This is a genomic window from Thioalkalivibrio sp. ALJ24, from assembly GCF_000377785.1.
Taxonomy (GTDB): Bacteria; Pseudomonadota; Gammaproteobacteria; order Ectothiorhodospirales; family Ectothiorhodospiraceae; genus Thioalkalivibrio.
On sequence record NZ_KB898726.1, the window covers coordinates 200,847 to 223,475 of the forward strand.

17 protein-coding genes, 1 tRNA gene and 1 pseudogene are annotated in these 22,629 nt (G+C 67.1%); 13 read left to right on the forward strand and 6 right to left on the reverse strand.

From position 1 onward, the window contains the following. Positions 1 to 78 precede the first annotated feature (78 nt). Positions 79 to 169: transfer RNA gene (locus D571_RS0105015), tRNA-Ser, on the forward strand. Positions 170 to 288: 119 nt separating this feature from the next. After that, on the forward strand, positions 289 to 2,202 hold the full coding sequence (locus D571_RS0105020; RefSeq protein WP_018935581.1) for a nucleoside-diphosphate sugar epimerase/dehydratase: 1,914 nt from the start codon (positions 289 to 291) through the stop codon (positions 2,200 to 2,202). A gap of 17 nt (positions 2,203 to 2,219) precedes the next feature. On the opposite strand, the gene D571_RS0105025 is transcribed toward D571_RS0105020, so the two are convergent. From D571_RS0105025 to D571_RS0105040, 4 genes are all read right to left on the reverse strand, one after another. Continuing rightward, complete coding sequence (locus tag D571_RS0105025; RefSeq protein WP_018935582.1) at positions 2,220 to 4,451, reverse strand: polysaccharide biosynthesis tyrosine autokinase; 2,232 nt, start codon at positions 4,449 to 4,451, stop codon at positions 2,220 to 2,222. Between the two features lie 35 nt (positions 4,452 to 4,486). Continuing rightward, entirely contained in the window at positions 4,487 to 4,927 is a 441-nt protein-coding gene (locus D571_RS0105030; RefSeq protein ID WP_018935583.1) for a low molecular weight protein-tyrosine-phosphatase, read from the reverse strand. An 8-nt stretch (positions 4,928 to 4,935) separates the two neighbouring features. After that, positions 4,936 to 6,069, reverse strand: coding sequence for a polysaccharide export protein (locus D571_RS0105035; protein WP_026287591.1), 1,134 nt, complete (start codon positions 6,067 to 6,069; stop codon positions 4,936 to 4,938). 86 nt (positions 6,070 to 6,155) lie between these two features. Further along, the gene (locus D571_RS0105040; protein ID WP_018935585.1) at positions 6,156 to 7,163 is read right to left on the reverse strand and encodes an NAD-dependent epimerase; all 1,008 of its coding nucleotides are present in this window, start codon (positions 7,161 to 7,163) and stop codon (positions 6,156 to 6,158) included. 157 nt (positions 7,164 to 7,320) lie between these two features. On the opposite strand from D571_RS0105040, the gene D571_RS0105045 reads away from it, so the two are divergent. The 9 genes from D571_RS0105045 (at position 7,321) to D571_RS0105090 (ending at position 17,444) form a co-directional block, all read left to right on the forward strand. Then, entirely contained in the window at positions 7,321 to 8,658 is a 1,338-nt protein-coding gene (locus tag D571_RS0105045) for a TRZ/ATZ family hydrolase (RefSeq protein WP_026287592.1), read from the forward strand. Between the two features lie 7 nt (positions 8,659 to 8,665). Next, on the forward strand, positions 8,666 to 9,370 hold the full coding sequence (gene ubiG / locus D571_RS0105050) for a bifunctional 2-polyprenyl-6-hydroxyphenol methylase/3-demethylubiquinol 3-O-methyltransferase UbiG (RefSeq protein WP_018935587.1): 705 nt from the start codon (positions 8,666 to 8,668) through the stop codon (positions 9,368 to 9,370). Continuing rightward, positions 9,367 to 10,056 carry a phosphoglycolate phosphatase gene (gene gph, locus D571_RS0105055; RefSeq protein WP_018935588.1) on the forward strand — a complete coding sequence of 230 codons (690 nt, stop codon included), beginning with the start codon at positions 9,367 to 9,369 and terminating at the stop codon, positions 10,054 to 10,056. The genes ubiG and gph overlap by 4 nt, the downstream gene beginning before the upstream one ends. Before the next feature lie 20 nt (positions 10,057 to 10,076). Continuing rightward, on the forward strand, positions 10,077 to 10,949 hold the full coding sequence (hpnC, locus tag D571_RS0105060) for a squalene synthase HpnC (protein WP_018935589.1): 873 nt from the start codon (positions 10,077 to 10,079) through the stop codon (positions 10,947 to 10,949). A 50-nt stretch (positions 10,950 to 10,999) separates the two neighbouring features. Then, positions 11,000 to 12,346 (forward strand): DUF3422 family protein, encoded by a 1,347-nt coding sequence (locus tag D571_RS0105065; RefSeq protein WP_026287593.1) that lies wholly within the window; start codon positions 11,000 to 11,002, stop codon positions 12,344 to 12,346. A 110-nt stretch (positions 12,347 to 12,456) separates the two neighbouring features. After that, on the forward strand, positions 12,457 to 13,146 hold the full coding sequence (gene phoB, locus D571_RS0105070; RefSeq protein WP_018935591.1) for a phosphate regulon transcriptional regulator PhoB: 690 nt from the start codon (positions 12,457 to 12,459) through the stop codon (positions 13,144 to 13,146). Between the two features lie 12 nt (positions 13,147 to 13,158). Beyond that, entirely contained in the window at positions 13,159 to 14,493 is a 1,335-nt protein-coding gene (gene phoR, locus D571_RS0105075; protein ID WP_018935592.1) for a phosphate regulon sensor histidine kinase PhoR, read from the forward strand. A 136-nt stretch (positions 14,494 to 14,629) separates the two neighbouring features. After that, entirely contained in the window at positions 14,630 to 15,601 is a 972-nt protein-coding gene (locus D571_RS0105080) for a PstS family phosphate ABC transporter substrate-binding protein (protein ID WP_018935593.1), read from the forward strand. A gap of 826 nt (positions 15,602 to 16,427) precedes the next feature. After that, on the forward strand, positions 16,428 to 17,444 hold the full coding sequence (locus D571_RS0105090) for a porin (RefSeq protein ID WP_018935595.1): 1,017 nt from the start codon (positions 16,428 to 16,430) through the stop codon (positions 17,442 to 17,444). A 165-nt stretch (positions 17,445 to 17,609) separates the two neighbouring features. Here the strand turns inward: D571_RS0105090 and D571_RS14225 are convergent. Together D571_RS14225 and D571_RS0105100 are read right to left on the reverse strand one after the other, a co-directional pair. Continuing rightward, positions 17,610 to 17,726 (reverse strand): annotated as a pseudogene (locus D571_RS14225) (dienelactone hydrolase); the annotation flags it as partial. A gap of 95 nt (positions 17,727 to 17,821) precedes the next feature. Continuing rightward, positions 17,822 to 18,481 (reverse strand): YIP1 family protein, encoded by a 660-nt coding sequence (locus tag D571_RS0105100; protein ID WP_051076159.1) that lies wholly within the window; start codon positions 18,479 to 18,481, stop codon positions 17,822 to 17,824. Positions 18,482 to 18,649: 168 nt separating this feature from the next. On the opposite strand from D571_RS0105100, the gene D571_RS0105105 reads away from it, so the two are divergent. Both D571_RS0105105 and pstA read left to right on the forward strand, forming a co-directional pair. Further along, positions 18,650 to 20,920, forward strand: coding sequence for an ABC transporter permease subunit (locus D571_RS0105105; protein WP_018935598.1), 2,271 nt, complete (start codon positions 18,650 to 18,652; stop codon positions 20,918 to 20,920). Positions 20,921 to 20,942: 22 nt separating this feature from the next. Continuing rightward, positions 20,943 to 22,619 (forward strand): phosphate ABC transporter permease PstA, encoded by a 1,677-nt coding sequence (gene pstA, locus D571_RS0105110; protein ID WP_018935599.1) that lies wholly within the window; start codon positions 20,943 to 20,945, stop codon positions 22,617 to 22,619. Positions 22,620 to 22,629 lie beyond the last annotated feature (10 nt).

Consider the following 22,629-nt stretch of genomic DNA (forward strand, 5'->3'; position numbering starts at 1 on the left):
ACCGGCCGTCCCGGGGACGGTTAAGCGATCCGGGCCATTGCGCCGGACCGTCGCGTGGTTTAACCTTTCGCGGCTTACGGAGAGGTGGCCGAGCGGTCGAAGGCGCACGCCTGGAAAGTGTGTATACGGTAACCCCGTATCGAGGGTTCGAATCCCTCCCTCTCCGCCAGATTGAAGGAGATCTCCGGCATCCGCTCAGGTGTCCGGAACTCGACGAAAAGGGCCTCCGGGCCCTTTTTTTACATGGGCTCCTCACAGGCGCATCTCGCGCACCGGGACCAGGGAAGAATGGGCAACCCCACCAACCAGCCAGGCCGCCGGCGCACGCGCTGGCTCGGTTCCCTCATCAACCTGCCGCGCCGCACCAAGCGCTGGCTCATGGTCGCGGCCGACGTGGTCATGCTTCCGCTGGCCCTCTGGAGCGCCTTCGCCATCCGTCTGGCCGAACCCCTGCCGCCGGCCATGCTCAATGCCTGGTGGCTGTTCCCCCTGTTGCCCGTGGCCGGCGTGTTCATCTTCGCCCGCCTGGGCCTGTACCGCGCGGTGGTGCGCTTTATGGGGACGCGCGCGGTGTGGTCGGTACTCACCGGCGTGATCCTGCTGGCCCTTCTGCTGTGGGCGGCCGCGGCCATCGGACGTCTCGACGACTTTCCACGGCTGGTCCCGGTCAATTTCGCCATCCTTGCGTTTCTGTATGTGGGTGGCAGCCGCTTCCTGGTGCGCAGCTGGTACCACACGGTCAACGAGCTCCGTCGGCATGCCGAGCCCGTGCTCGTCTACGGAGCCGGCGCGGCGGGCATGCAGCTCGCCGCCGGCCTTGGTCCGGCCGGACAGTTCCGCATCATCGCCTTCATCGACGACAACCCGGCCCTGCAAGGTCAGGCGATCAACGGCATCCGGGTTCATCCACCTCGCATGATCGGGCCGTTGCTGCACCAGCACGGGATCCGGCGCATCCTGCTGGCCATACCGTCCGCGTCGCGATCCACCCGCAAGACGATCCTGGAGCGCCTGGAGCCCTACCCGCTGCATGTGCAGTCGGTGCCGTCCATGGAGGCGGTGGTTTCCGGCCAGGCACGGCTGGAGCAGCTCGAGGACATCGACGTCGCCGACCTCCTGGGCCGCGACCCGGTGCCGCCGCAGCCCGATCTGCTGCGTTGCAGCATCCATGGCCGGCGCGTGATGGTTACCGGTGCCGGCGGATCCATCGGCTCCGAACTGTGCCGGCGCATCCTGCGTCAGGAGCCCGCCGAACTCGTCCTGCTCGAACGCAATGAGTACGCGCTCTACCGTATCGAACAGGAGATGCGTGCCCTGCGCGAGGAACTGCGACTGGACTGCGCCATCCATGCCCTGCTGGGTTCCGTCACCCTGGAACGCCGGGTGACATCCATCCTGCGCCTGAACCGGGTCCAGACCCTGTACCACGCCGCGGCCTACAAACATGTGCCCATCGTCGAAGAGAATGCCGTCGAGGGGGTGCGCAACAACGTGTTCGGCACCCGCATACTGGCCGATGCCGCCATCGCCGCCGGGGTCGAACGTTTCATCCTGATCAGTACCGACAAGGCCGTGCGCCCCACCAACGTGATGGGCGCCAGCAAACGCCTGGCCGAGATGATCCTGCAGGACCGCGCCGCCAACACCCCGGGCACCATCTTCAGCATGGTGCGTTTCGGCAACGTACTGGGTTCTTCGGGTTCGGTCGTGCCGCTGTTTCACCGCCAGATCCGCGAGGGCGGCCCGGTGACCGTGACCCACCCGGAGATCACCCGGTATTTCATGTCCATCCCCGAGGCGGCCGAGCTGGTGATCCAGGCCGGCACCATGGCCAGCGGGGGCGAGGTCTTCGTCCTCGACATGGGCGAAGCCGTGCGCATCCAGGACCTGGCGCGACGGATGATCCGACTGCACGGACGCCAGGTCCGCGACGCGAACGGCCAGCCAGCGGATGGCATCGCGATCACCTTCACCGGCCTGCGACCGGGCGAGAAGCTCTACGAGGAACTGCTGATCGGCGACAACGTGGAACCGACCCGGCACCCGCGCATCATGCAGGCACGCGAAGACCATGCCGCACCCGAGACCCTGGGCCGGGCCCTGGAGCAACTGGAGGCCGCCGATCAGGCGATGGATGCCGAGGCCACGCGCGAGCACCTGCGGCGAATCCTGCCCGAATACCGGCCCGCACCCGCCGACTGAGCGAGCCAGCCCGCTACTTACTTGTACGAGTAGTGGTAGTACCCGTACCCGTAACTGGCGCTGGCCGTAGCCTCCATCGAGTTCAGGATCGCCCCCCGGGTCTCCACGCCCGCGCTCTCCAGACGCCGTCGGGCGGTTTCGATCTCGCGCACGGGGTTGAGCTGGAAGCGCACCACCATCAGGGTCGTCGAGCAGTGCCGCGCCACCACAGACGCATCCGTCACCGCGAGGATCGGCGGGGTATCGATCAGCACGAGATCGTACTCCTCGCTCACCTGATCCAGGAACCGGGTGAAGCGCTCGTTCATCAACAGCTCGGCCGGATTCGGCGGCGCCGAGCCACGGGCCATGTAGTCCAGCCCCTCGATGTCGGTCTCGCGGATCGCTTCGCTCAGAGTCAGCTTGTCGGTCAGCATATCCGACAACCCGCCCGCGCTGGACTCGCCAAAGGCATGGTGGATGTGGCCCTTGCGCAGGTCGGCATCCACGACCAGCACCTTCTGACCCGCCTGCGCACACACCGCGGCCAGATTCACCGAGATGAAGCTCTTGCCCACCCCGGGGCTCGGCCCGGTGATCACCAGCCGGTTGTCCCCAGCCTCCAGCATCGCAAAATGCAGGCTGCTGCGCAGTCCGCGCAGGGCCTCGACCGCCCCGTCGGTGGGCGAATACGAGGCCAGCACGCCGCTCACCACACCTTGCTCGGACGCGGCGCCTTCACGCCTGCCACTGCTCCGACTGTCGCGTCGCCGGCGCAGACGCTTGATCAGTTTCTGCTGTACATCCGAAAGCGGCACGGTCGCATACACCGGGAGGTCCAGCTCCTCGATCTGTTCCTGCGACTCCACGCCCCGGTTGAGCATTCCACGCAGCAGTACCAGGGCCACCGACAGCATCCCGCCGAGCACTGTCGCCAGTGCGACGATCAGACCGCGCTGCGGCTCCACCGGCGACGGCAACACCGCCGCATCATCCAGGATGCGCACGTTCCCCACAGTGCCGGCACGAGTGATATCCAGCTCCTGCATGCGGTTGAGCAGCTGGACGTAGACCTCCTGATTCACTTCCACGTCGCGCTGCAGCCGCAGCACCTGCTGCTGGGTCTCGGGCAACCCCCCGATCTTTTCCTGCAGCGAGCGACGCTCGTTCTGCAGCTGTTCGCGTTTTTCCAGCAGGGTCACGTAGGTGGGATGGCTCTGGGTGTAGCGCCGGGAGATCTCCGCCTCCTCGAACTCCAGCTCGGTGATCTGGCGATCGAGTTCCACCAGACGGTCGAGGATCGACTGCGTCTCCATCGACATGTCAACGCTTTCCTGCTCCACCTGGTACTCGTTGAGCGCGTCCTCGGCCTCGCGCAGGCGGGCGCGCACCTCGGGCACCTGATCCTCCAGGAACTCCAGACTCTGTTCGGCCTCCGCCGCCTGACGTTCCACGTTCTGCTGGCGATAGATGTCGCTGATCGCGTTCAGTGCGCGCCGGGCCTGATCCGAATCCGAATCGGTGTACGTAAGACTGAACACCCCGCTCTCGCTGCCCTGCTCGCTGGCCTGAAAACGGTTGCGCAAGTCACGGATCGCATTCAGCCGCGAATCGCGCCGCAGCTCGAAGCGCGCACCCGGTGCGGCAGACACCTCCTCGACGAACAGGATCACCTGCCCGTCCATAAAACTGGCCTCTTCGCCGACCCGGCCTTCACCGACTTCTTCCTCCTCGTGGCGCAGGACAAACCGGTCCTCACCGGTGACCTCCAGTTCCATGACCCGGCCTTCCATCTCCGGCGAGACCCGCAGATCCCCTAGGCTCAGATGTTCCCCCGCCCACGCGTAACCTGCACCCGGCCCGCCGAGCATGGCGGCGTCGGCCCGTGCCCAGCCCCGGCGCACCAGGAACTCGCCGATCACCGGCAGGTGCACCGGCCTCACCACCAGATCCAGGCGCTCACGGTCCACCGCCTGTCCCAGCACCATGCGCGACCGCAGGATCTCCAGCTCGGCCGAGGCACGGGGTTCGCGCCCCAGCATCTCGCGCATGTCGTCCAGCGGCGCGCGCATGCCCCCGGTCTCCTCGACCTGCACCAGCGCATCGGCCTGATAGATCGGTGTGGCCAGGTTCGCGTAGATACCACCACCCAGCATGAACAGGAAGGTGATGCCGACGATCCACCACTTGTGATCCAGCAGCAGCCCGAACAGCCGTCCGAGATCGATTTCGTCATCCGCCGGAGCCGAGGGAGAGGGATTCTGCGCCATGGATTATCGTGTTCCTGTGGTCTTTTGGGGGCCGTTCAGCGCAGCCGTTCCGCCCAGCCGCGCGCCGCCTCGGTCAGCAGCACGTGCACCTCGCGAAACGCATCATCGCTCTTGCCGTAGGGATCGGGGATGTCGCGTCCGCGGCCCTCGTCCAGCCAGTGACCAAAACGCATGGTCTTGCCCAGCGCGCGCGGATGGTTGCGACCGATCGCCTGGCGCTGACCGTCAGTCATCACCAGCACCAGATCGGACTGTTCCAGCAAGCTGGAAGTCAACTGGCGCGCGCTGTGTGCGGACACGTCCAGCCCGTCGGCCTCGGCCAGCGCGCGCGCCTGGGGAGCCACCCCTTCGCCCACCAGCGCTCCCAGACCGGCGGATCCGATGTGGCGCTTCGGCGCATGGCGGCGCAGCAGTGCCTCACCGACCGGGCTGCGGCAGATATTACCGGTACATACGACCAGGATGCGTTCGAACATGAGCGCCGTCAGAAATCGTCACGCAGGTCGCGGACATCGCGAGTGGCCTGCGAGGCGCGATAGACCGCGTTCACGGTCGGCAACAGCTCGTTGATCACGCGGTTCCAGCGACCCAGCGGCGTGGTCGTCACATACACGATATCCATCGGCTCCAGCTCGAACTCAGTGCCCAGCAGCAGGGCGGTCGCATCGCGCGCATCCAGCTGATACACCGTCGCGAGCAGATCCGAGTCGGGCGCGGCCTGCCGGATCACGAAGATCCCGCTGGCGTCCGCCGTCGCCTCGTTGAAACCGCCCGATTCGGTCAAGGCGTCGGTCAGCGAGATCCGTCCACGCCCCATCGGGATACTGCGGGGCTCGCCCACCTCGCCGAGCACGTAGGCCTTCTGGTCGGTGGTGTCCGGCACGTGCAGCACGTCGCCATCCCGCAGCACGCGGTTCTCGGAGAGATCGCCCTCGCTCAGCATCGCGTACATCGACAGCGGCACTTCTTCACCATCGCGTGTCAGACGTACGTTGTGCCAGTTCGCTTCCTCGGTCAGGCCACCGGCGTCATTGATCGCGTCCAGCACCGTCAGCGGCACGTTGGTAACCGGCTGGCGCCCCGGCTCGCGGACCTCGCCGGTCACGTGCACCTGCTGCGAGCGGTAATCCGCCACCAGCACCTCCACCTGCGGATCGCTGATGACCGCGGACAGTTCCTCGGCCAGCACGTCGCGGACCTCGGCCACCGTCAGCCCTTCCACCTCGACCCGTCCCACGAACGGATAGAAGATCGTCCCGTCAGAATGCACCGTATTGCCCGACTCCGCCGCCGAACGCTCGGAGCCCGCAGGGATCGTCAGCTCGGGGTGGTCGTACACGATGATACTGAGGACGTCGCCGCGCCCGATGCGGTAGTCGTAATGCGGGACGTCCGCCCCCAGCTCCTCCCGGGCCTGCTCCAGATCCGGCACCTCGGGGGTCTCCGCGAGTTCCTGGCGCACCAGTCCGCGGGTGATCGGCCGCACCTCCACCATGTCGTGCAGGGGTTCGGATTCCGCGCGCTCCTGGATATACCCGCCCGGCGCCCACGCGCAGCCGGAAAGGCCCAGCGCCGCCAGCAGCGGCAGGGAAAACAAGGCATACCTTGCGGAAGACATCCGCGAATCCCTCGGGGGTCGGCTTCAAAAACGGAACGGGAAGGATACAGATCGACCCTGACTCATGCCACAGCGTCCGTGCGCGGTCAGACCCCGTAATAGTCGCGGTACCAGCGGACGAAGCGGGCGACGCCTTCTTCTACCGGAGTGGAGGGTTCGTAGCCGACGTCGGCCTTGAGGTCTTCGACGTCGGCGTAGGTATCGGGGACGTCACCGGGCTGCAGCGGCAGCAGGTTTTTCTCGGCCTTTTTGCCGAGGTTTTCTTCCAGCACCTCGATGTAGTGCATCAGCTCCACCGGCCGGTGTGCCCCGATATTGTACAGCCGGTACGGCGCGGCGCTGGTGGCGGAGTCGGGCTGCGCCCCGCTCCAGTCCGCGTTGGCCTGGGCCGGGTGATCGAGGGTGCGGATCACGCCTTCGACGATGTCATCGATGTAGGTGAAGTCGCGCCGGTGGTTGCCGTAGTTGAAGACGTCGATCGGCTCGCCGGCGAGGATCTTGCGGGTGAACATGAACAGTGCCATGTCCGGACGGCCCCAGGGGCCGTAGACGGTAAAGAAGCGCAGGCCGGTGGTCGGAAGCTGATAAAGGTGGCTGTAGGTGTGCGCCATCAGCTCGTTGGCCTTCTTGCTCGCGGCGTAGAGGCTGAGCGGGTGGTCGACGTTGTGGTGCACCGAGAACGGCATCTCCTCGTTGGCGCCGTACACCGAGCTGGAGCTGGCGTAGACCAGGTGCTCCACGCCGTTGTGGCGGCAGCCCTCCAGGATGTTGCCGAAGCCGACCAGGTTGGTGTCGATGTAGGCGGCCGGGTTCTCCAGCGAGTAGCGCACGCCGGCCTGGGCGGCGAGGTTAACCACGCGCTGCGGCCGATGCTCGCGGAACACCCGCTCCATCGCCTCACGATCCGCGATGTCCTCGCGCACGTCGGTGAAGCGCTCGTGGTCCCGGATGCGAGCCAGGCGCGCCTCCTTCAGCGACACGTCGTAGTAGTCATTCAGGTTGTCGATGCCGATGACTTCGTCGCCGCGCTCCAGCAGGCGCTGAGCCAGGGCGTTGCCGATAAAACCGGCGGTTCCGGTAATGAGGATCTTCATGCGTGCGTTCGATTCCGGGTGCGGTGCGGGTCGCAGTGGGAGTATCCGTACGCGACGTATAGTACCCGCCACTCTGTCCGCGTGCACCCGCCACCATCGCGGGGGACCGGTTTGCGTTACCATGCGCGGCCTGCAGAAACCGGATGCGGAGTGGCCGATGACGGATCGTTCGACGCTGATTGTGAGCGCGACCTGGGTGCTGCCAATGGTGCCGCGGGGCACTGTCCTGCACGACCACGCGGTGATCATCCGCGACGGCGGGATCGTCGCGGTCCGCTCGCGCGAGCAGGCGCTGGCGGAATACCCGGAGGCCCGCCACGAACATCGCGAGGGACATGCCCTGATGCCCGGACTGGTCAACGCTCATACCCATGCCGGCATGACCCTGCTGCGCGGCGTCGGCAGCGATCGCCCGCTGATGGAATGGCTGAAAAGCTACATCTGGCCGGTGGAAGGCAAACTGCTGTCGCCGGAATTCGTGAACGACGGCACTCGGCTGGCCGCGGCGGAGATGCTGCGGGGCGGCACGACCTGCTTCTCCGACATGTACCTGTTCGTGAATGATGCCGCCGCCGCGGTCGATGCCAGCGGCATTCGCGGGGTGATGGGCCTGACGGTGTTCGACTTCCCCACCCCCTGGGCGCAGACCCCGGACGAATACTTCCAGCGCGGTCGCGAGGTCGTGGACACCTGGGGCGATCACCCCCGCATCCGCTTCACCGTCGCCCCCCACGCGCCCTACACCGTGGGTGACGAGAGCATGCAGCGGGTGGGCGAGCGCGCCCGTGAGCTGGGCGTGCCGGTGCACACCCACGTGCACGAGACCGCCGGCGAGGTGGAAGAGGCGGTAAGCAACGGCGGTGAACGCCCGCTGGCCCGCCTCGCCCGCCTCGGTCTGCTGGACCAGCCGTTCATGGCGGTGCACATGACCCAGGTCAGCGACGAAGATCTGGCCCTGCTGGAGAACCGGCCGGTGTCGATCACGCACTGCCCGGAATCCAATCTCAAGCTGGCGTCCGGCTTCTGCCCGGTGGCGCGGCTGGACCAGGCCGGGATCAACCTCGCGCTGGGCACCGACGGGACCGCCTCCAACAACGACCTCGACATGATCGGCGAGATGCGCACGGCGGCCCTGCTGGCCAAGGGCGTGAGTGGCGATGCAGCCGCGCTGCCGGCCGAGCGCGTGCTGGAGATGGCGACCCTGGGCAGCGCGCGCGCCCTGGGGCTGGATCACGAGATCGGTTCACTGGAAGCGGGCAAGCGCGCCGATCTGATCAGCCTCGACCTGAACGGCCCGGAGCTGCAGCCCGAACACGATCCGCACGCACGCATCGTCTATGCCGCCACCCGCGAGGCCGTGCGCGACGTATGGGTGGACGGGCGGGCGTTGCTCGCCGACCGCGAACTGCTTACGCTTGACCTTGAGGCCATCCACGCCAGCGCCGTTCGGTGGCAGGGCCGCGTGGCCGAGACCCTGCAAGCCTGCGAGAGCTGAACCGCCCATGACCCAGACGCACTCCAACGTCGATCCGGCCGAGATCCACAAGTTCACGGATCGCGCGCACGAATGGTGGGACCCCAACGGGGCCTTCGCCACCCTGCACGCGATCAACCCCCTGCGCCTGGAATGGATCGACGGTCACGCCGATCTCGCCGGCAAGAAGGTCATCGATGTCGGATGCGGCGCCGGGATCCTGTCCGAGGCAATGGCCGTACGCGGCGCCGAGGTCACCGGACTCGATGCCGGTGCCGAACACCTGGAAGTCGCGCGCGAACACGCCCACGACAGCGGTGTTTCCGTGCGTTATCTGCACGTAACGGCCGAGGAGCACGCGGAAAAGCACCCGGGCGAATATGACGTGGTCACCTGCCTGGAAATGCTGGAACACGTACCCGATCCGGAGAACGTGATTGACGCCCTGTGCCGGCTGGTCCGGCCCGGCGGCTGGATCTTCCTCTCCACCATCAACCGCACCCCGCGGGCGTTTGCCGAGGCCATCGTGGGCGCCGAATACGTGATGCGCCTGCTGCCGGCCGGCACCCACGAGTACGGCCGTTTCATTCGTCCGTCGGAACTGGCCGCGCAGCTGCGCCGGCACCAGGTGGAAGTGGTGGACATGACCGGCCTCACGTGGTCGCCGCTGTCCGGACGCTACCGCCTCACCCCGAACACCGACGTCAACTACCTGATGGCCGCACGCGCATGAGCCACGAACCGGGCGCGGTCCTGTTCGATCTGGACGGGACCCTCCTCGACACCGCACCCGACATGCACGCCGCGCTCAACCGGCTGCTGGCCGAGAACGACCGCGCGCCCCTGCCCTTCGATGCCGTGCGCAACCATGTCTCGCACGGCTCGCACGCCCTGGTCACTCTGGCCTTCCCCGATGCGCCGGACGAGCAAACCGAGGCCCTGAAAAAGCGCTACCTCGAGATCTACGCGCGCGACCTGTGCATCGCCACCGCCCTGTTCCCGGGCATGGACGCCCTGCTGGGCGAGATCGAGGCGCGCGGCTGGCACTGGGGCGTGGTCACCAACAAGCCGACATGGCTGACCGAACCGCTGCTGGAGGCCCTGGGCCTCGCCCCGCGCATGAGCGCGATCGTCTCCGGCGACAGCCTCGCACGACGCAAGCCGGACCCCGATCCCATGTGGCTGGCCGCCCGCCAGACCGGGCTCGAGCCCGCACGCCACTGTTACTGGGGCGATGCCGAGCGAGACATCGTCGCCGGCAAGCGGGCCGGCATGTCTACCCTGATCGCCGGCTGGGGCTATATCGATTCCGCTCAGGACCCGCAGACCTGGGGTGCCGACGGCATGCTCGAGCAGCCCGGCGATTTCTGGCCCTGGCATGCCGCCCTGAGCGACATCCCCGACACCTGCCTCCCGTAGTCCGGGAAAGGGACGCCGAAATGGCTCGAAGCGAGATTGCCGCCGCCTACCGGCACTGCCGCCAGCGGGCGGCCACGCATTACGAGAATTTCCCGGTCGCCTCGCGGCTGCTGCCCCGCAAGATGCGCGACCCGGTGGCCGCGATATACTGCTACGCACGCGACGCCGACGACCTCGCCGATGAGGATTCGCGCCCGGTCGACGCGCGCCGTGCCGATCTGCAGGCCATGCAGGAACACGTCCGCGCGCTGGACGACCCGGCCGCGGAGACCGCCCCCGAATGGATCGCGCTGGCGGATGCGAAGAGGCGCTTCGACCTGCCCGTTGAACCCTTCGTCGACCTCGCGGACGCGTTCATCCAGGACCTGGAAAAGACCCGCTATGCGGACATCGGCGAGGTGATGGAATACTGCCGGCGTTCGGCCAACCCCGTCGGCCGGCTGATCCTGCACCTGCAGGGCGATCCCGATGACGCCATGCTGGGCCAGTCGGATGCCATCTGCACCTCTCTGCAACTGATCAACTTCTACCAGGACCTGCACCAGGACATCAGCGAAAACGACCGCATCTATCTCCCGCAGGACGAGATGGCCCGCTACGGTGTGACCGAGGTGATGCTGCGCGAACGGCTCAACACCCTGCCCCTGCAGAACCTGATGCGGTTCCAGTACGCCCGCGCCGACCGCCTGCTGCGCGCCGGCGCCCCGCTGGGCGGGACCCTGCGCGGGCGGCTCGGGCTGGAGATCCGCGCCATCGTCAACGGGGGCGCGCGCGTGCTGTGGCGCCTGCGCCAGCAGGACGACGTGTTCGCCCGCCCCCGCCTGCGAACCCGCGACATGGCGGTGATCCTGTGGCACAGCCTGCGGCCGCGCCGCCGGGGCAGCGGCGCCTGAACGTCCTCCCCGATCCGCTCCCGACTCCGAACCACCACCCGGCGCCCGACATGCAAACCAACCCGCTGCTGCCCGGCAACCACCCGCTGCGTGAGTCCATCCAGGACGAGATCCACACCCGTTTTTACGAACCCCTGGAGCCACCGGCGCGGGTCTCCTGGCTGGCCCTGCTGACCCCGCGCGACGCGATCGAGCGCGAGCGTGAATGCGTCGCCGACCTGTGCCGGCGCCACGGGGTCCAGCCGCCGCTGGACGGGGAGAACTTCGTGGCAGTGGATCTGGGCGAGTTCCGCCTGCGCTGGGAGCGCCACAACGAATTCTCCACCTGGGCCTTCTTCGTGGTCAGCGAACCCCGGCAGGAACCGTTTGCCCATCCGGCCATCCATCGGGTCCCGATCGACTGGCTGACCGGCCTGCCCGGCGAGACCATCGCCGCTATCCACCTGGAACTGGAACCGCGCGACGCCCCGGTGCGCAGTATGCAGGAGCTGGGCGAGCTGTTCGCGCCGTACTCGTTCGCCGGCAACGGCGTCTCCGGCGGCGATGGCCGGGTGTTCACCGATTTTCGTGTGCGCGAGGACGGCTTCGAGCGCTTTCTGGTGCGCGACGTGGACCTCTCCCGCCGTCAGGCCGGGCGCCTGGTGCAGCGCGTCCTCGAACTGGAGACCTATCGCCTGATGGCCCTGCTGGCGCTGCCGCTGGCGCGCGAGCTGATGCCCGAACTCAACGAGCTGGAAGGCCGGCTCAACGACATCAACGACGAGATGGCCGGGATCTCCGAACGTTTCCAGGGGACCGACCGCGAACAGCGCCTGCTGGCCGCGCTGTCCGATCTGGCCGCCGATGTCGAGCGCATGGGCAGCCACACGGCGACCCGCTTTCATGCCGCACGCGCCTACGCCTCGATGGTGGACAAGCGCGCCGAGGAGCTGCGCCCGGTGCGCATCCCCGGTCTGCAGACCCTGTGCGAATACCTCGGCCGGCGCCTGGATCCGGCCATGCGGACCTGCCGCTCGCAGGAAGAACGCCTCAACAGCCTCGCGACCCGGATCAACCGCACCACCTCCATGCTGCGCACCCGGGTGGACGTGGCGGTGGAAAACCAGAACCGCGACCTGCTGCGCTCGATGAACCGGCGTGCCCATCTGCAGCTGCGCCTGCAGGAGACCGTCGAAGGGCTGTCGGTGGTCGTGATCTCCTACTACCTCACCAGCCTCGTGGCCTACTTCCTGCGCGGCATGGACGATGCCGGCACGCTGCCGATCCCGGTCAACATCGCCATCGGTGCCACCGTCCCGGTGGTGGTCGGCGGGGTGTGGTACGCACTGCGCCGCATGCGCGCGCGCATCACGGCCGGGCATGGCGACGATGGCAAGCGCGATGGCGGCGCACCCTGACCCGGCGCACGGCTCCGGCCACGGCATGCGGCGCCCGCGGTTATCTGCGCGTTCACATGCCTGTAACACGGCTGTTATCCAATAGCGTCATCAGGCAACCGGAGCCGACCATGGCTGTTTCGATTCTGCTGGTGGAAGACGACCTCGCGATCCGCGAGATGCTCCGCCGGCCCTTGCAGAAAGCCGGGTACCAACTGCACGAGGCCGGCGACATCGCCAGCGCCCGCACCGCGCTGCTGGAAGACCCGCCGGACCTGGTCCTGCTGGACTGGATGCTCCCCGACATGACCGGCCTGGAATGGGCCCGCACGCTCAAGGCCAGTCCGGTGACCCGGGACATCCCGGTCATCATGCTCACCGCCCGCGGCGAAGAAGAGGACCGCGTACGCGGACTGGACGTGGGCGCCGACGACTACATCGTCAAGCCGTTTTCCCCGCGCGAGCTGGTCGCCCGGCTGAAGGCCGTGCTGCGACGCACCACGCCCACCAGCGCCGAGGAGCCGGTGGAGCTCTCCGGCCTGCGCCTGGACCCGCTCTCCCACCGTGTGAGCGGCCACGGCGAGGCCATTCCGCTGGGGCCCACCGAATACAACCTGCTGCATTTCTTCATGACGCATCCGGACCGGGTCTTTACCCGCGAACAGCTGCTGGACAAGGTCTGGGGCACCAACGTGTACGTCGAGGAGCGTACCGTGGACGTGCACATCCGCCGCCTGCGCAAGGCGCTTGCCGACACCGGCCACGACGGCCTGGTGCAGACCGTACGCGGTACCGGGTATCGTTTCTCCGACAAGGACTGAACGGAACCCGGCGTGCAGCCACCACCGAATCCCTGGCCACGACTCGTCGCCCGCCACCTGCTGATCGCCCTGACGGTGCTTGCCATCGGCGGGGCGCTGGGCTATCTGCTCGAGGCCGCCATCGCCCTGCTGGGGGCACTGCTGGCATGGAACCTCTGGCAGCTTTACCGGCTGGAGAACTGGATCCGCCGCGGCGGACGCAGCGAGCCCCCGGACGCCCCCGGTCTGTGGGGCGAGATCTTCACCGGGCTGCATCAGCGCCGCCAGCGGCGTCTGCGCCGGGTCGCCGGACTGCGGCGCCTGCTGGACCGTTACCGCGAGTCCGCCAGTGCCCTGCCGGATGCGGTGGTGGTCCTCAACCCGGACTACCGCATCGAGTGGGCCAATCAGACCGCCGCCCGCCTGCTGGGGCTTGACTGGCCGGCCGACGAGGGCCGGCGTATCACCCACCTGGTGCGGCACCCGGAGTTCATGCGTTTCATGGATCCGGACTCGCCGCCACGCGATGCGCTCAACCTGCCGTCCCCGGTGAACGCGGACCTGTGGCTGGAGGTCCGGCTGGTGCCCTACGGCGACCACCAGTTCCTGCTGCTGGCGCGCGACACCACCCATCTGCATCGCCTGGAGGTCATGCGGCGGGACTTCATCGCCAACGTCTCGCACGAGCTGCGCACCCCGCTGACCGTCCTCTACGGGGTCGCCGAGACCCTGGAGGACGAGCTGGAGGATCAGCCGGAACTGTTCGATTCGGTGAAGCTGCTGCGCGAACAGTCGGAGCGCATGAAGCTGCTGGTGGATGACCTGCTGATGCTCTCGCGTCTGGAAACCGGTTCGGAGCGCGCCGAGCAGGACTGGTTCAACCCCGGCAATCTGCTGCGCAATCTGGTGCACGAGGCGGAGCTGCTGTCCGGCGAGCGCGGACACCGCATCGAGCTGGAGAACGAACCGGGCCTGGAGATCCTGGGCACCGAGAACGAACTGCGCTCGGCCTTCGCCAATCTGGTCTTCAACGCCGTCAAGTACACCCCGCCCGGCACCCGCATCCGCGTGCAGTGGAAGGCCACGCCACAGGGCGGGCACCTGGCGGTCATCGATGACGGCCCGGGGATCGCCGGCCACCATCTGGAACGCCTGACCGAACGCTTCTACCGTGTCGACAGTGGCCGCACCCAGGACCGGGGCGGCACCGGGCTGGGTCTGGCCATCGTCAAGCACGTCCTGCTGCGTCACGACGGTCAGCTGCACATCGACAGCGAACTCGGTCGCGGCAGCCGCTTTGCCTGCCAGTTCCCGGCGGAGCGGCTTCGCCGGGCGGTGGGCGAGGCGGAAATCGCCCGCAGCGACTAAAAACCGCGTGGTGACGGCGCCACTGTCATATTTCGGTCATCTTCCGGTCAAAGGCGCGTCAATTCTCCTGCGGATAATCCATCTCCGAGGTCACCGAAAACCCGACCTTTCGCTCAAACGCAATCAGGAGAACACCATGTTGCTCAAGCGCAGTGTACTGGCCCTGGCCACCGCCGCCGCCATCGCGTCCGCCCCGATGTCCGCGGCCGACGTCGACGCCGATATCCCGTCCTATCAGACCGTCAGCGGAATCTCCGGCAGCCTTTCCAGCGAGGGCTCGGACACCCTCAACAACCTGATGGCGCTGTGGGCGGAGGCCTTCCAGGATTTCTATCCCAACGTCGATATCGAGATCCAGGGTGCCGGCACCTCCACCGCCCCGCCCGCCCTGACCGAAGGCACCGCCGACTTCGGCCCGATGTCCCGCATGCCGCGTGACAGCGAGCACGCCGAGTTCGAGGAACGCCACGGCTACGAGATGACCGCGGTCCCGGTGGCCATCGACACCATCGCCGTCTATGTGAACCAGGACAATCCGATCGAGGGTCTGACCCTGGAACAGGTCGACGCGATCTTCTCCGAGACCCGCCGCTGCGGCAATCCGGAAGACATCACCCGCTGGGGCCAGGTGGGTCTGGACGGCTCCTGGGCCGATCGGGACTTCACCCTGTACAGCCGTAACGCGGTCTCCGGCACCTATGGCTTCTTCCGTGAGCACGCGCTTTGCGACGGGGACTTCCGCGATGCCATCAACGAGCAGCCCGGTTCGGCCTCGGTGGTCCAGGGCGTGGCCGAATCGCTGAACGGGATCGGCTACTCCGGCATCGGTTACAAGACCTCCGAGGTCCGCGCCGTGCCGCTGGGCGAGACCGAAGGCGAATACTTCGAACCCACCGGCGACAACGCCTCGACCGGAGATTACCCCCTCGCCCGCTTCCTGTACGTGATGGTCAACAAGCACCCGGAAGACGGCCTGGCCCCGCGTCAGGAGGAATTCCTGAACATGGTGCTGTCGCAGGAAGGCCAGCAGGTGGTGGCGCGTGATGGCTTCATCCCGCTGCCGGCCGCCGTGGTCGAACGCGAGCGCGGGAACCTGGGTATCGACTGATCCCGTCCGGTCCCGTGCACCGCTGGCCGGCCCCGCATGCGGGGCCGGCTTTTTTGCGTGCAAGTTTATCGGGGTGGGATCGCTGTGAGGGAGAGTTGCAGACAGGTATGGGGCCCTGCGCGGGGGATCGCATGCCGGACGGGCGGCGGGCGGAGGCAAGGAACGGCCACCAAGCCGAGCGCCGGGTCCAGACCGGCATCGGCGATGTGCCAGTGCAGTTCCCGAAGACCCGCGATCGGTCCGGCCGCGGCCGGCATGTCACTTCCCGGCTGCTGCCGCCGACTCTGCGCCGGGCACGCTCGGTCCAGGGGCGGCTGGCCTGGCTCTATCTCAAAGGTGTCCACCGGTGGTTTTCGGGAGGCGCTCAGAGCGCTGCTGGGCGATCAGGCCCAGGGGCTGTAGGCCTGGACGCTGGGCCGCCTCAAGCAGCAGTGGCTGGCCGAGCACGCCGAACAGCGCAAGCACGATCCAAGCGTCTACCGCTGGCGCTGGCTCCAATGTACGGATGGCTCGACATGCTCGAGCGCGGGGTGGCGTTCATCCATGGCGTCGTGCATACGGAACTCATCAACGACGAGGACTCATCCATCACCGACCGAAGCGCCGCCTGAACCCGCCATTGCCCAAACACCAGATTCGACCACAACTCGGACAACTCCAGCCTGATCCCCGTTGCTTCCGCGCGACGCTGTTGCGGGGTAACGGCTTCTTCATCGCCGCGACACCGCGCCGTCACCGGCGCTCTCCATCCTGAGGCCCTGTCGAGTGCACCCCTGCGTGCCTCGTCAGCCACTTGACCTTATTCGCCAGACTGGAGAGCCCTGACATGAATCGAAAGCACCTCCTGACCAGCCTGATCACCGCCGGCCTGGTCGTACCCGCGGTGGCATCCGCCGACCTGACCCTGTACGGCCGCGCCCACCTGTCCGTCGACATCCTGGACGACGGTGCCGATTACAACGAGCTGAACGTCTCCAGCAACTCCAGCCGGCTGGGCGTCAGCGCGAAGCGCGAGTTCCGGGACCAGATCATCGGTATCGCACAGATCGAACAGCAGATCGACTTCGACACCGAAGGCACCCAGTTCGCCACCCGCGATACCTTCGCCGGCGTGCGGGGCGACAACTGGGGCATGCTGCGCCTGGGCAAATTCGACACCCCCTTCAAGGGGGCACGCGGGCCGGCCAACTTCTTCGGCGACCAGGTCGGCGACATGCGCAACCTGACCCGTACGACCGCCCACGGCCGGTTTGACGAACGCTTCCGCAACAGCATCCATTACCGGAGCCCCGATTTCGGCGGGGTGACCTGGGATTTCCAGTATTCCAATCGCCTGGAGGGCGCCACCACGGTCGATGGCGCGGACGACCGCGCCTATTCCACCTCGCTGACGCTGGACCTGGGCGGCCTTAACGGCGCGCTGGCCTACGAAAAACAGGAGGACGGGAACGACAGTCCCGACGCCTGGCGCCTCGCGGCGAGCTACGACGTCACCGACGCGATCACCCTGGGTGGCCTGTACCAGCAAAGCGAGAGCTTTGCCGGGGATGACGGCGAGGTCTTCGGCTTCGGCGGGCAGTTCCAGGTCGCGCCCGACTGGTACCTGCGCGGGCACATCTTCCATCTCGACTCCGACCTCGACGACATGGATGCCACCATGTACGCCTTCGGTGGCGAATACCGGGTGGACAGCGACCTGCGCTTCTACGCCAACATCGCGAGCGTGGACAACGATGACATGTCTTCCCTGACCCCGTGGGGCGCGGCCCGCACCTCCGGCCCCGGCGGTGCCGCCGGCGAGAACGCCCTGGGTGTGTCGCTGGGGATGCGCTACGATTTCTGAGCTCCCGCAGCAACCGGCCCCGACGGATCCAGCCGTCGGGGTGCCTCCTGCCATGATTCAGCCGTCCCGCAGGTACTGGTTGGCGGAGCGGATGACCCGCATCATCGCTGCGCACCGCGAGGTCATCGGCGAAGCTGCGGTTGTTGCCGTTGCGGAAGTCGAATCAGTCACCGCGACTTTCAGGGTCTTGTATCCGCCGCGGGCGACGGACACCAGGCAGGCACGGTCCCCGTGGATGTCGTCGCGCTCCAGCAGGACATCCAGCCCGCGGTCGAGATCCCCTCCCACTGGACACGGCTTCGTGATCAGACTCGGGGCGGTGCCTCGGAAGCGTGTATTTCGCCGGGCGCGGACTTGTGTGCGTGTCTGAATCAGGATCAGATCAGCCAGGTGGTGCCCATGCGATGTTCCGGCACCGCGCCCGGGATCAGGTCCATCAGCGCCCAGCCGAAGATCAGGGTCACGAACAGGCCGCAGAACACGGCCGCCACGAACACCCCGATGCGGTTGCCCCGGCGCAGTCCGGCGATCATCCGCAGGCTCCAGTACAGCAGCACCAGGCTGGAGAGAATCAGCGCCAGCCCGGTCACGTTACCCCAGGGCCAGGGGAAAGCAGCGATCACGTTGCCCCACCAGGCCGGTATCAGGCCGACGATCGACGCCAGCATCGCCCGCTCCGGCACCGAATGCCCCTGGAACAGTTCGCTCATGTAATGCGCGCCCGCAGCCAGGCCCAGGACCCCGATGGACATGGTCAGAGCGCTGTACACACCGAAGCCCCATGGATCGGGCATCGCCTCCGGCGGCAGTCCCGTGGGAATCACCGTGTAGAGCCACTGGCTGACCAGCACGCTGACCACGATCAGCGGCACCCCCAGACGCAGGAAGACCCGCGGCCACGACGGCAAGGCCCCCGCCTCACTCAGTCCGGACAGGCGGCGCAGGGTGCCCGCCGGGTGGATCATGATGCGCACCGCCAGGCCCCATGGACCCGGCAGTGCACCGGATTTCGCGTCGTTTTTCTGATTCGTGTCCATGCCCGGATTGTGTGTCATGTGCATGACAGAAGGATGACACCTGCGTGGCCTGTAGCCCGCCGCAGTGCGGTCATTCGGGCGTCATACAGGTGTCACGGCTTTGTCATATCCGCCTCCTACCATCACGGCCATGTCGCACCCCGCCCATTCGCCACACCGGGAATCCGCATGTCCGTCGCAACCCTGAAGTCGCGCCTCGACCGCTTCCAGCGCTGGCGCCGGGCCAAGGATCACATGGCCCGCTACGTGATCTCCTTCTTCGGCATTGCCGTGGTGGGTGCGCTGGTCCTGATGTTCGTCTATCTGGCGCAGGAGACCCTGCCCATCTTCCAGGGTGCCAGCATGGAACCGGCGGCCGAATACGAAGCCCCCGGAGGCGCCGACACGCAGACGATCCATCTGGCGGTCAATCGCCACCGGGAACTGGGCGTTCGTCTGACCGAAGACCGCCGCGCGGTGTTCTTCCGGCCGGGCAGCGGGGAGGTCACCCACGAGGAGTCCCTGCCCATCCCCGATGACGTCCGGGTCACCAGTTTCAGCGCGGCGGAACCGCGCACCCGGCTGGTGGCCGCCGGTCTGGACAATGGCCAGGTACTGGCCACGGAATTCGAATACGGCGAGGAGTTCACGCGCGACGGGCGGATCTACGATCCGGGGCTGGTGTTCCCGCTGGGCGACGAGGACACCGCACTGCTGGACGTGGACTCCGAAGGTCGCGCGATCGCGCAGGTCGGCATCCAGCGCGGCCGCAGCGGGATCCGCGTGGCGGCGGCCACCGAAGACGGCGATCTGCGCCTGGTGCGCTTCGAGGAAACCACCTCGATGATGACCGGCGAGACCACCGTCGAGCGCGATGCGTACGACCTTCCGAGGTTGCCCGAGGGGGCGACCCCGACCCGCATCCTGCTCGACATCACCGGCCGCATCATGATGGTCGGCGACGACCAGGGCCAGCTGCACTACTACGACATCCGCAACCCCGCTCGGGCGGAGCGGGTCGACAGCAAGCGGGTCATCACCGGAGAGGATGCCGAGGTGACCTCGCTGGACTACCTGCTCGGCACGGTGTCCGTCATGGTCGGCGGCTCCGACGGCACGGTCACCCAGTACATGCTGGTGCGCGATGACGACAACGTGAACCGCATCACCCGCGTGCGCGACTTTCAGTCCCACACCGGGGCCCTGCGCAACATCCAGCCCGAATACATCCGCAAGGGCTTCCTCACCGCCGACGACACCGGCGAGCTGGGGGTTCACTACTCAACCTCCCAGCGCACCCTGCTGCACCGGTCGATCTCGGACCGGCCGCTGCACCGGGTCTACGTCGACCCGCGCAACCGTCTGCTGCTGGCGGTGGACGACGACGAACGCTGGCAGGCCATGGCCCTGAACAACCGCCACCCCGAGGTCTCGCTGCACGTGCTGTGGGAGCGGGTCTGGTACGAAGGCCGTTCCCAGCCCGCTTTCGTCTGGCAGTCGTCCTCGGCCACCGACGAATTCGAACCCAAGTTCTCGCTGGTACCGCTGACGATCGGCACGCTCAAGGCCGCCTTCTACGCGATGCTGTTCGCCACCCCGCTGGCGATCATGGGGGCGATCTACAGCGCCTATTTCATGTCCCGGCGCATGCGCAGCCTGACCAAGCCCGGGATCGAGCTGATGGAGGCCCTGCCCACGGTCATTCTGGGCTTCCTTGCCGGTCTGTGGCTGGCCCCGTTCGTGGAGAACAACCTGCCGGCCATCGCCAGCATCCTGATCCTGATGCCGCTGGCGATGCTGGGCATGGCCCTGCTGTGGACCCGCGGCATCCCCGAGCGTGTGCGCGAGATGGTCCCGCCGGGCTGGGAGGCCGCCATCCTGATCCCGGTGGTGATCGCGGTCGGCTGGTTCGCGGTCGAGATCAGCCCGATGCTGGAAATCGCCTTCTTCGACGGCGACGCCCGCCAGTGGCTGACCAGTGCCGGCATCGAGTACGACCAGCGCAACGCCCTGGTCATCGGGATCGCGATGGGCTTCGCGGTGATCCCCACGATCTATTCGATCTCCGAGGACGCGGTCTTCAACGTGCCGAAGCACCTGACCCAGGGGTCGCTGGCGCTGGGCGCCACCCCCTGGCAGACGGTGGTACGCGTGGTCCTGCTGACCGCCAGCCCGGGGATCTTCTCCGCGGTGATGATCGGCTTCGGCCGCGCGGTGGGCGAGACCATGATCGTGCTGATGGCCACCGGCAACTCGCCGGTCGTGAACTTCAACATCTTCGAGGGCATGCGCACGCTGTCGGCCAACATCGCCGTGGAGATGCCCGAGGCCGCGGTGGGCAGCACGCACTACCGCATCCTGTTCCTGGCCGCACTGCTGCTGTTCGCGATGACCTTCGTGGTGAACACGGTCGCCGAGATCGTGCGCCAGCGCCTGCGCCGCAAGTACGCCACCCTCTGAACCGCCGATACGGGACGCCAACATGAAACGCTGGTTCAAAACGGGCACGCCCTGGATCTGGCTCAACGCCGGGGCCGTCGCCGCCTCCATGGTGATGGTCTTTGGCCTGATCGCGATGATCGCCGTCAACGGCCTGTCGTTCTTCTGGCCCTCCGACGTCGTGGAGTTCGAGTACCAGACCGAGCGCGACGACGAGCCGCGCCGGGTGATGGGCGAACTGTCGCGCTCGCAGACCCTGACCGCCCAGGCCGCCCGCGAGGCCGGTTTTACCGTCCCCGACGACCAGGAGATCGTCGAGCGCAGCCTGTACAAGATCGGCAACCGCGATCTGGATGACCGCGACTTCGAATGGTTCCTCGAGGATTTCATCCGCGAGCGCAGCACTCCCGCGGATATCGTGGTGCTGGAACGCCTGCAATGGGGCAACTTCTACGGCTATGTCCGTGCCTTCGAGATCGGCGGGGAGGTCGTCGCCGAGGGCGACGAGGCACGCGAGGCCTTCGAGCAGCGCATGCCCGAAACCCGCGAGCTGGTGCAGGAGATCAATCGCATCGAGCGCTTCGAGATCGGGCGGGTCAATCACGACATGGAGCAGCTGCGCCTCGAAGAGCGTGGCATCCGGAGGGCCATCGAGGCGGGTCTGGACGGCCAGGAGGAGCGCGAACAGCGTCTGGAAGCGATGCGCGCCGAACGCGCCGAGCTGGACGAGCAGTACAGCGAGCTGGAAGAACGCCGCAACGAACTGCGCGAGGAGCTGCGGCGCTACGCGGTGGTGCTGGAGACCGCCGACGGCCAGCGCGAGACCATTCGCCTGTCGAGCATCGTGCACGCCTGGTGGCCGAACGACATGAGCACGTTCGCCAAAATGCGTCATTACGTCGGCGCGTTCTGGGACTTCATGACCGGCTTCCCGCGCGAGGCCAACACCGAGGGCGGCATCCTGCCGGCGCTGTTCGGTACCGTGCTGATGGTGATCATCATGTCGGTGGTGGTCACGCCCTTTGGCGTGCTGGCCGCGATCTACCTGCGCGAATACGCAAAACAGGGCCCGCTGGTGCGCATCATCCGGATCTCGGTGAACAACCTCGCCGGCGTGCCGTCCATTGTGTTCGGGGTCTTCGGCCTGGGCTTCTTCGTCTATTTCCTGGGCGGCAACATCGACCAGCTGTTCTATCGGGATGCCCTGCCCTCGCCGACCTTCGGTTCGCCCGCGATCATCTGGGCCTCGCTGACCCTCGCGCTGCTGACCCTGCCGGTGGTGATCGTGTCGACCGAGGAAGGCCTGACCCGCATCGGCGGCAGCATCCGCCACGGCTCGGTGGCACTGGGGGCGACCCGGGCCGAGACCCTGTGGCGCCTGATCATCCCGCTGTCGGCCCCGGCGATGATGACCGGGCTGATCCTGGCCGTGGCCCGGGCCGCGGGCGAAGTAGCGCCGTTGATGCTGGTGGGCGTGGTCAAGCTGGCACCCAATCTTCCGATGGACGGCAACTTCCCCTTCCTGCACCTGGACCGCGCGTTCATGCACCTGGGCTTCCATATCTTCGACGTCGGCTTCCAGAGCCCCAACGTCGAGGCCGGCCGGCCACTGGTGTACGCCACCGCGCTGGTCCTGGTGATGGTGATCATCGTCCTCAACCTGACGGCCATCTCGATCCGCAACTACCTGCGCGAGAAGTACCGCGCCGACAGTGACTGACCCCCGACCG

Coding starts and splice junctions, on each gene's coding strand:
- D571_RS0105020 (WP_018935581.1), top strand. CDS start 289: ATGGGCAACCCCACCAACCAGCCAGGCCGCCGGCGCACGCGCTGGCTC.
- D571_RS0105025 (WP_018935582.1), bottom strand. CDS start 4,451: ATGGCGCAGAATCCCTCTCCCTCGGCTCCGGCGGATGACGAAATCGAT.
- D571_RS0105030 (WP_018935583.1), bottom strand. CDS start 4,927: ATGTTCGAACGCATCCTGGTCGTATGTACCGGTAATATCTGCCGCAGC.
- D571_RS0105035 (WP_026287591.1), bottom strand. CDS start 6,069: ATGTCTTCCGCAAGGTATGCCTTGTTTTCCCTGCCGCTGCTGGCGGCG.
- D571_RS0105040 (WP_018935585.1), bottom strand. CDS start 7,163: ATGAAGATCCTCATTACCGGAACCGCCGGTTTTATCGGCAACGCCCTG.
- D571_RS0105045 (WP_026287592.1), top strand. CDS start 7,321: ATGACGGATCGTTCGACGCTGATTGTGAGCGCGACCTGGGTGCTGCCA.
- ubiG (WP_018935587.1), top strand. CDS start 8,666: ATGACCCAGACGCACTCCAACGTCGATCCGGCCGAGATCCACAAGTTC.
- gph (WP_018935588.1), top strand. CDS start 9,367: ATGAGCCACGAACCGGGCGCGGTCCTGTTCGATCTGGACGGGACCCTC.
- hpnC (WP_018935589.1), top strand. CDS start 10,077: ATGGCTCGAAGCGAGATTGCCGCCGCCTACCGGCACTGCCGCCAGCGG.
- D571_RS0105065 (WP_026287593.1), top strand. CDS start 11,000: ATGCAAACCAACCCGCTGCTGCCCGGCAACCACCCGCTGCGTGAGTCC.
- phoB (WP_018935591.1), top strand. CDS start 12,457: ATGGCTGTTTCGATTCTGCTGGTGGAAGACGACCTCGCGATCCGCGAG.
- D571_RS0105080 (WP_018935593.1), top strand. CDS start 14,630: ATGTTGCTCAAGCGCAGTGTACTGGCCCTGGCCACCGCCGCCGCCATC.
- D571_RS0105090 (WP_018935595.1), top strand. CDS start 16,428: ATGAATCGAAAGCACCTCCTGACCAGCCTGATCACCGCCGGCCTGGTC.
- D571_RS0105100 (WP_051076159.1), bottom strand. CDS start 18,481: ATGGACACGAATCAGAAAAACGACGCGAAATCCGGTGCACTGCCGGGT.
- D571_RS0105105 (WP_018935598.1), top strand. CDS start 18,650: ATGTCCGTCGCAACCCTGAAGTCGCGCCTCGACCGCTTCCAGCGCTGG.
- pstA (WP_018935599.1), top strand. CDS start 20,943: ATGAAACGCTGGTTCAAAACGGGCACGCCCTGGATCTGGCTCAACGCC.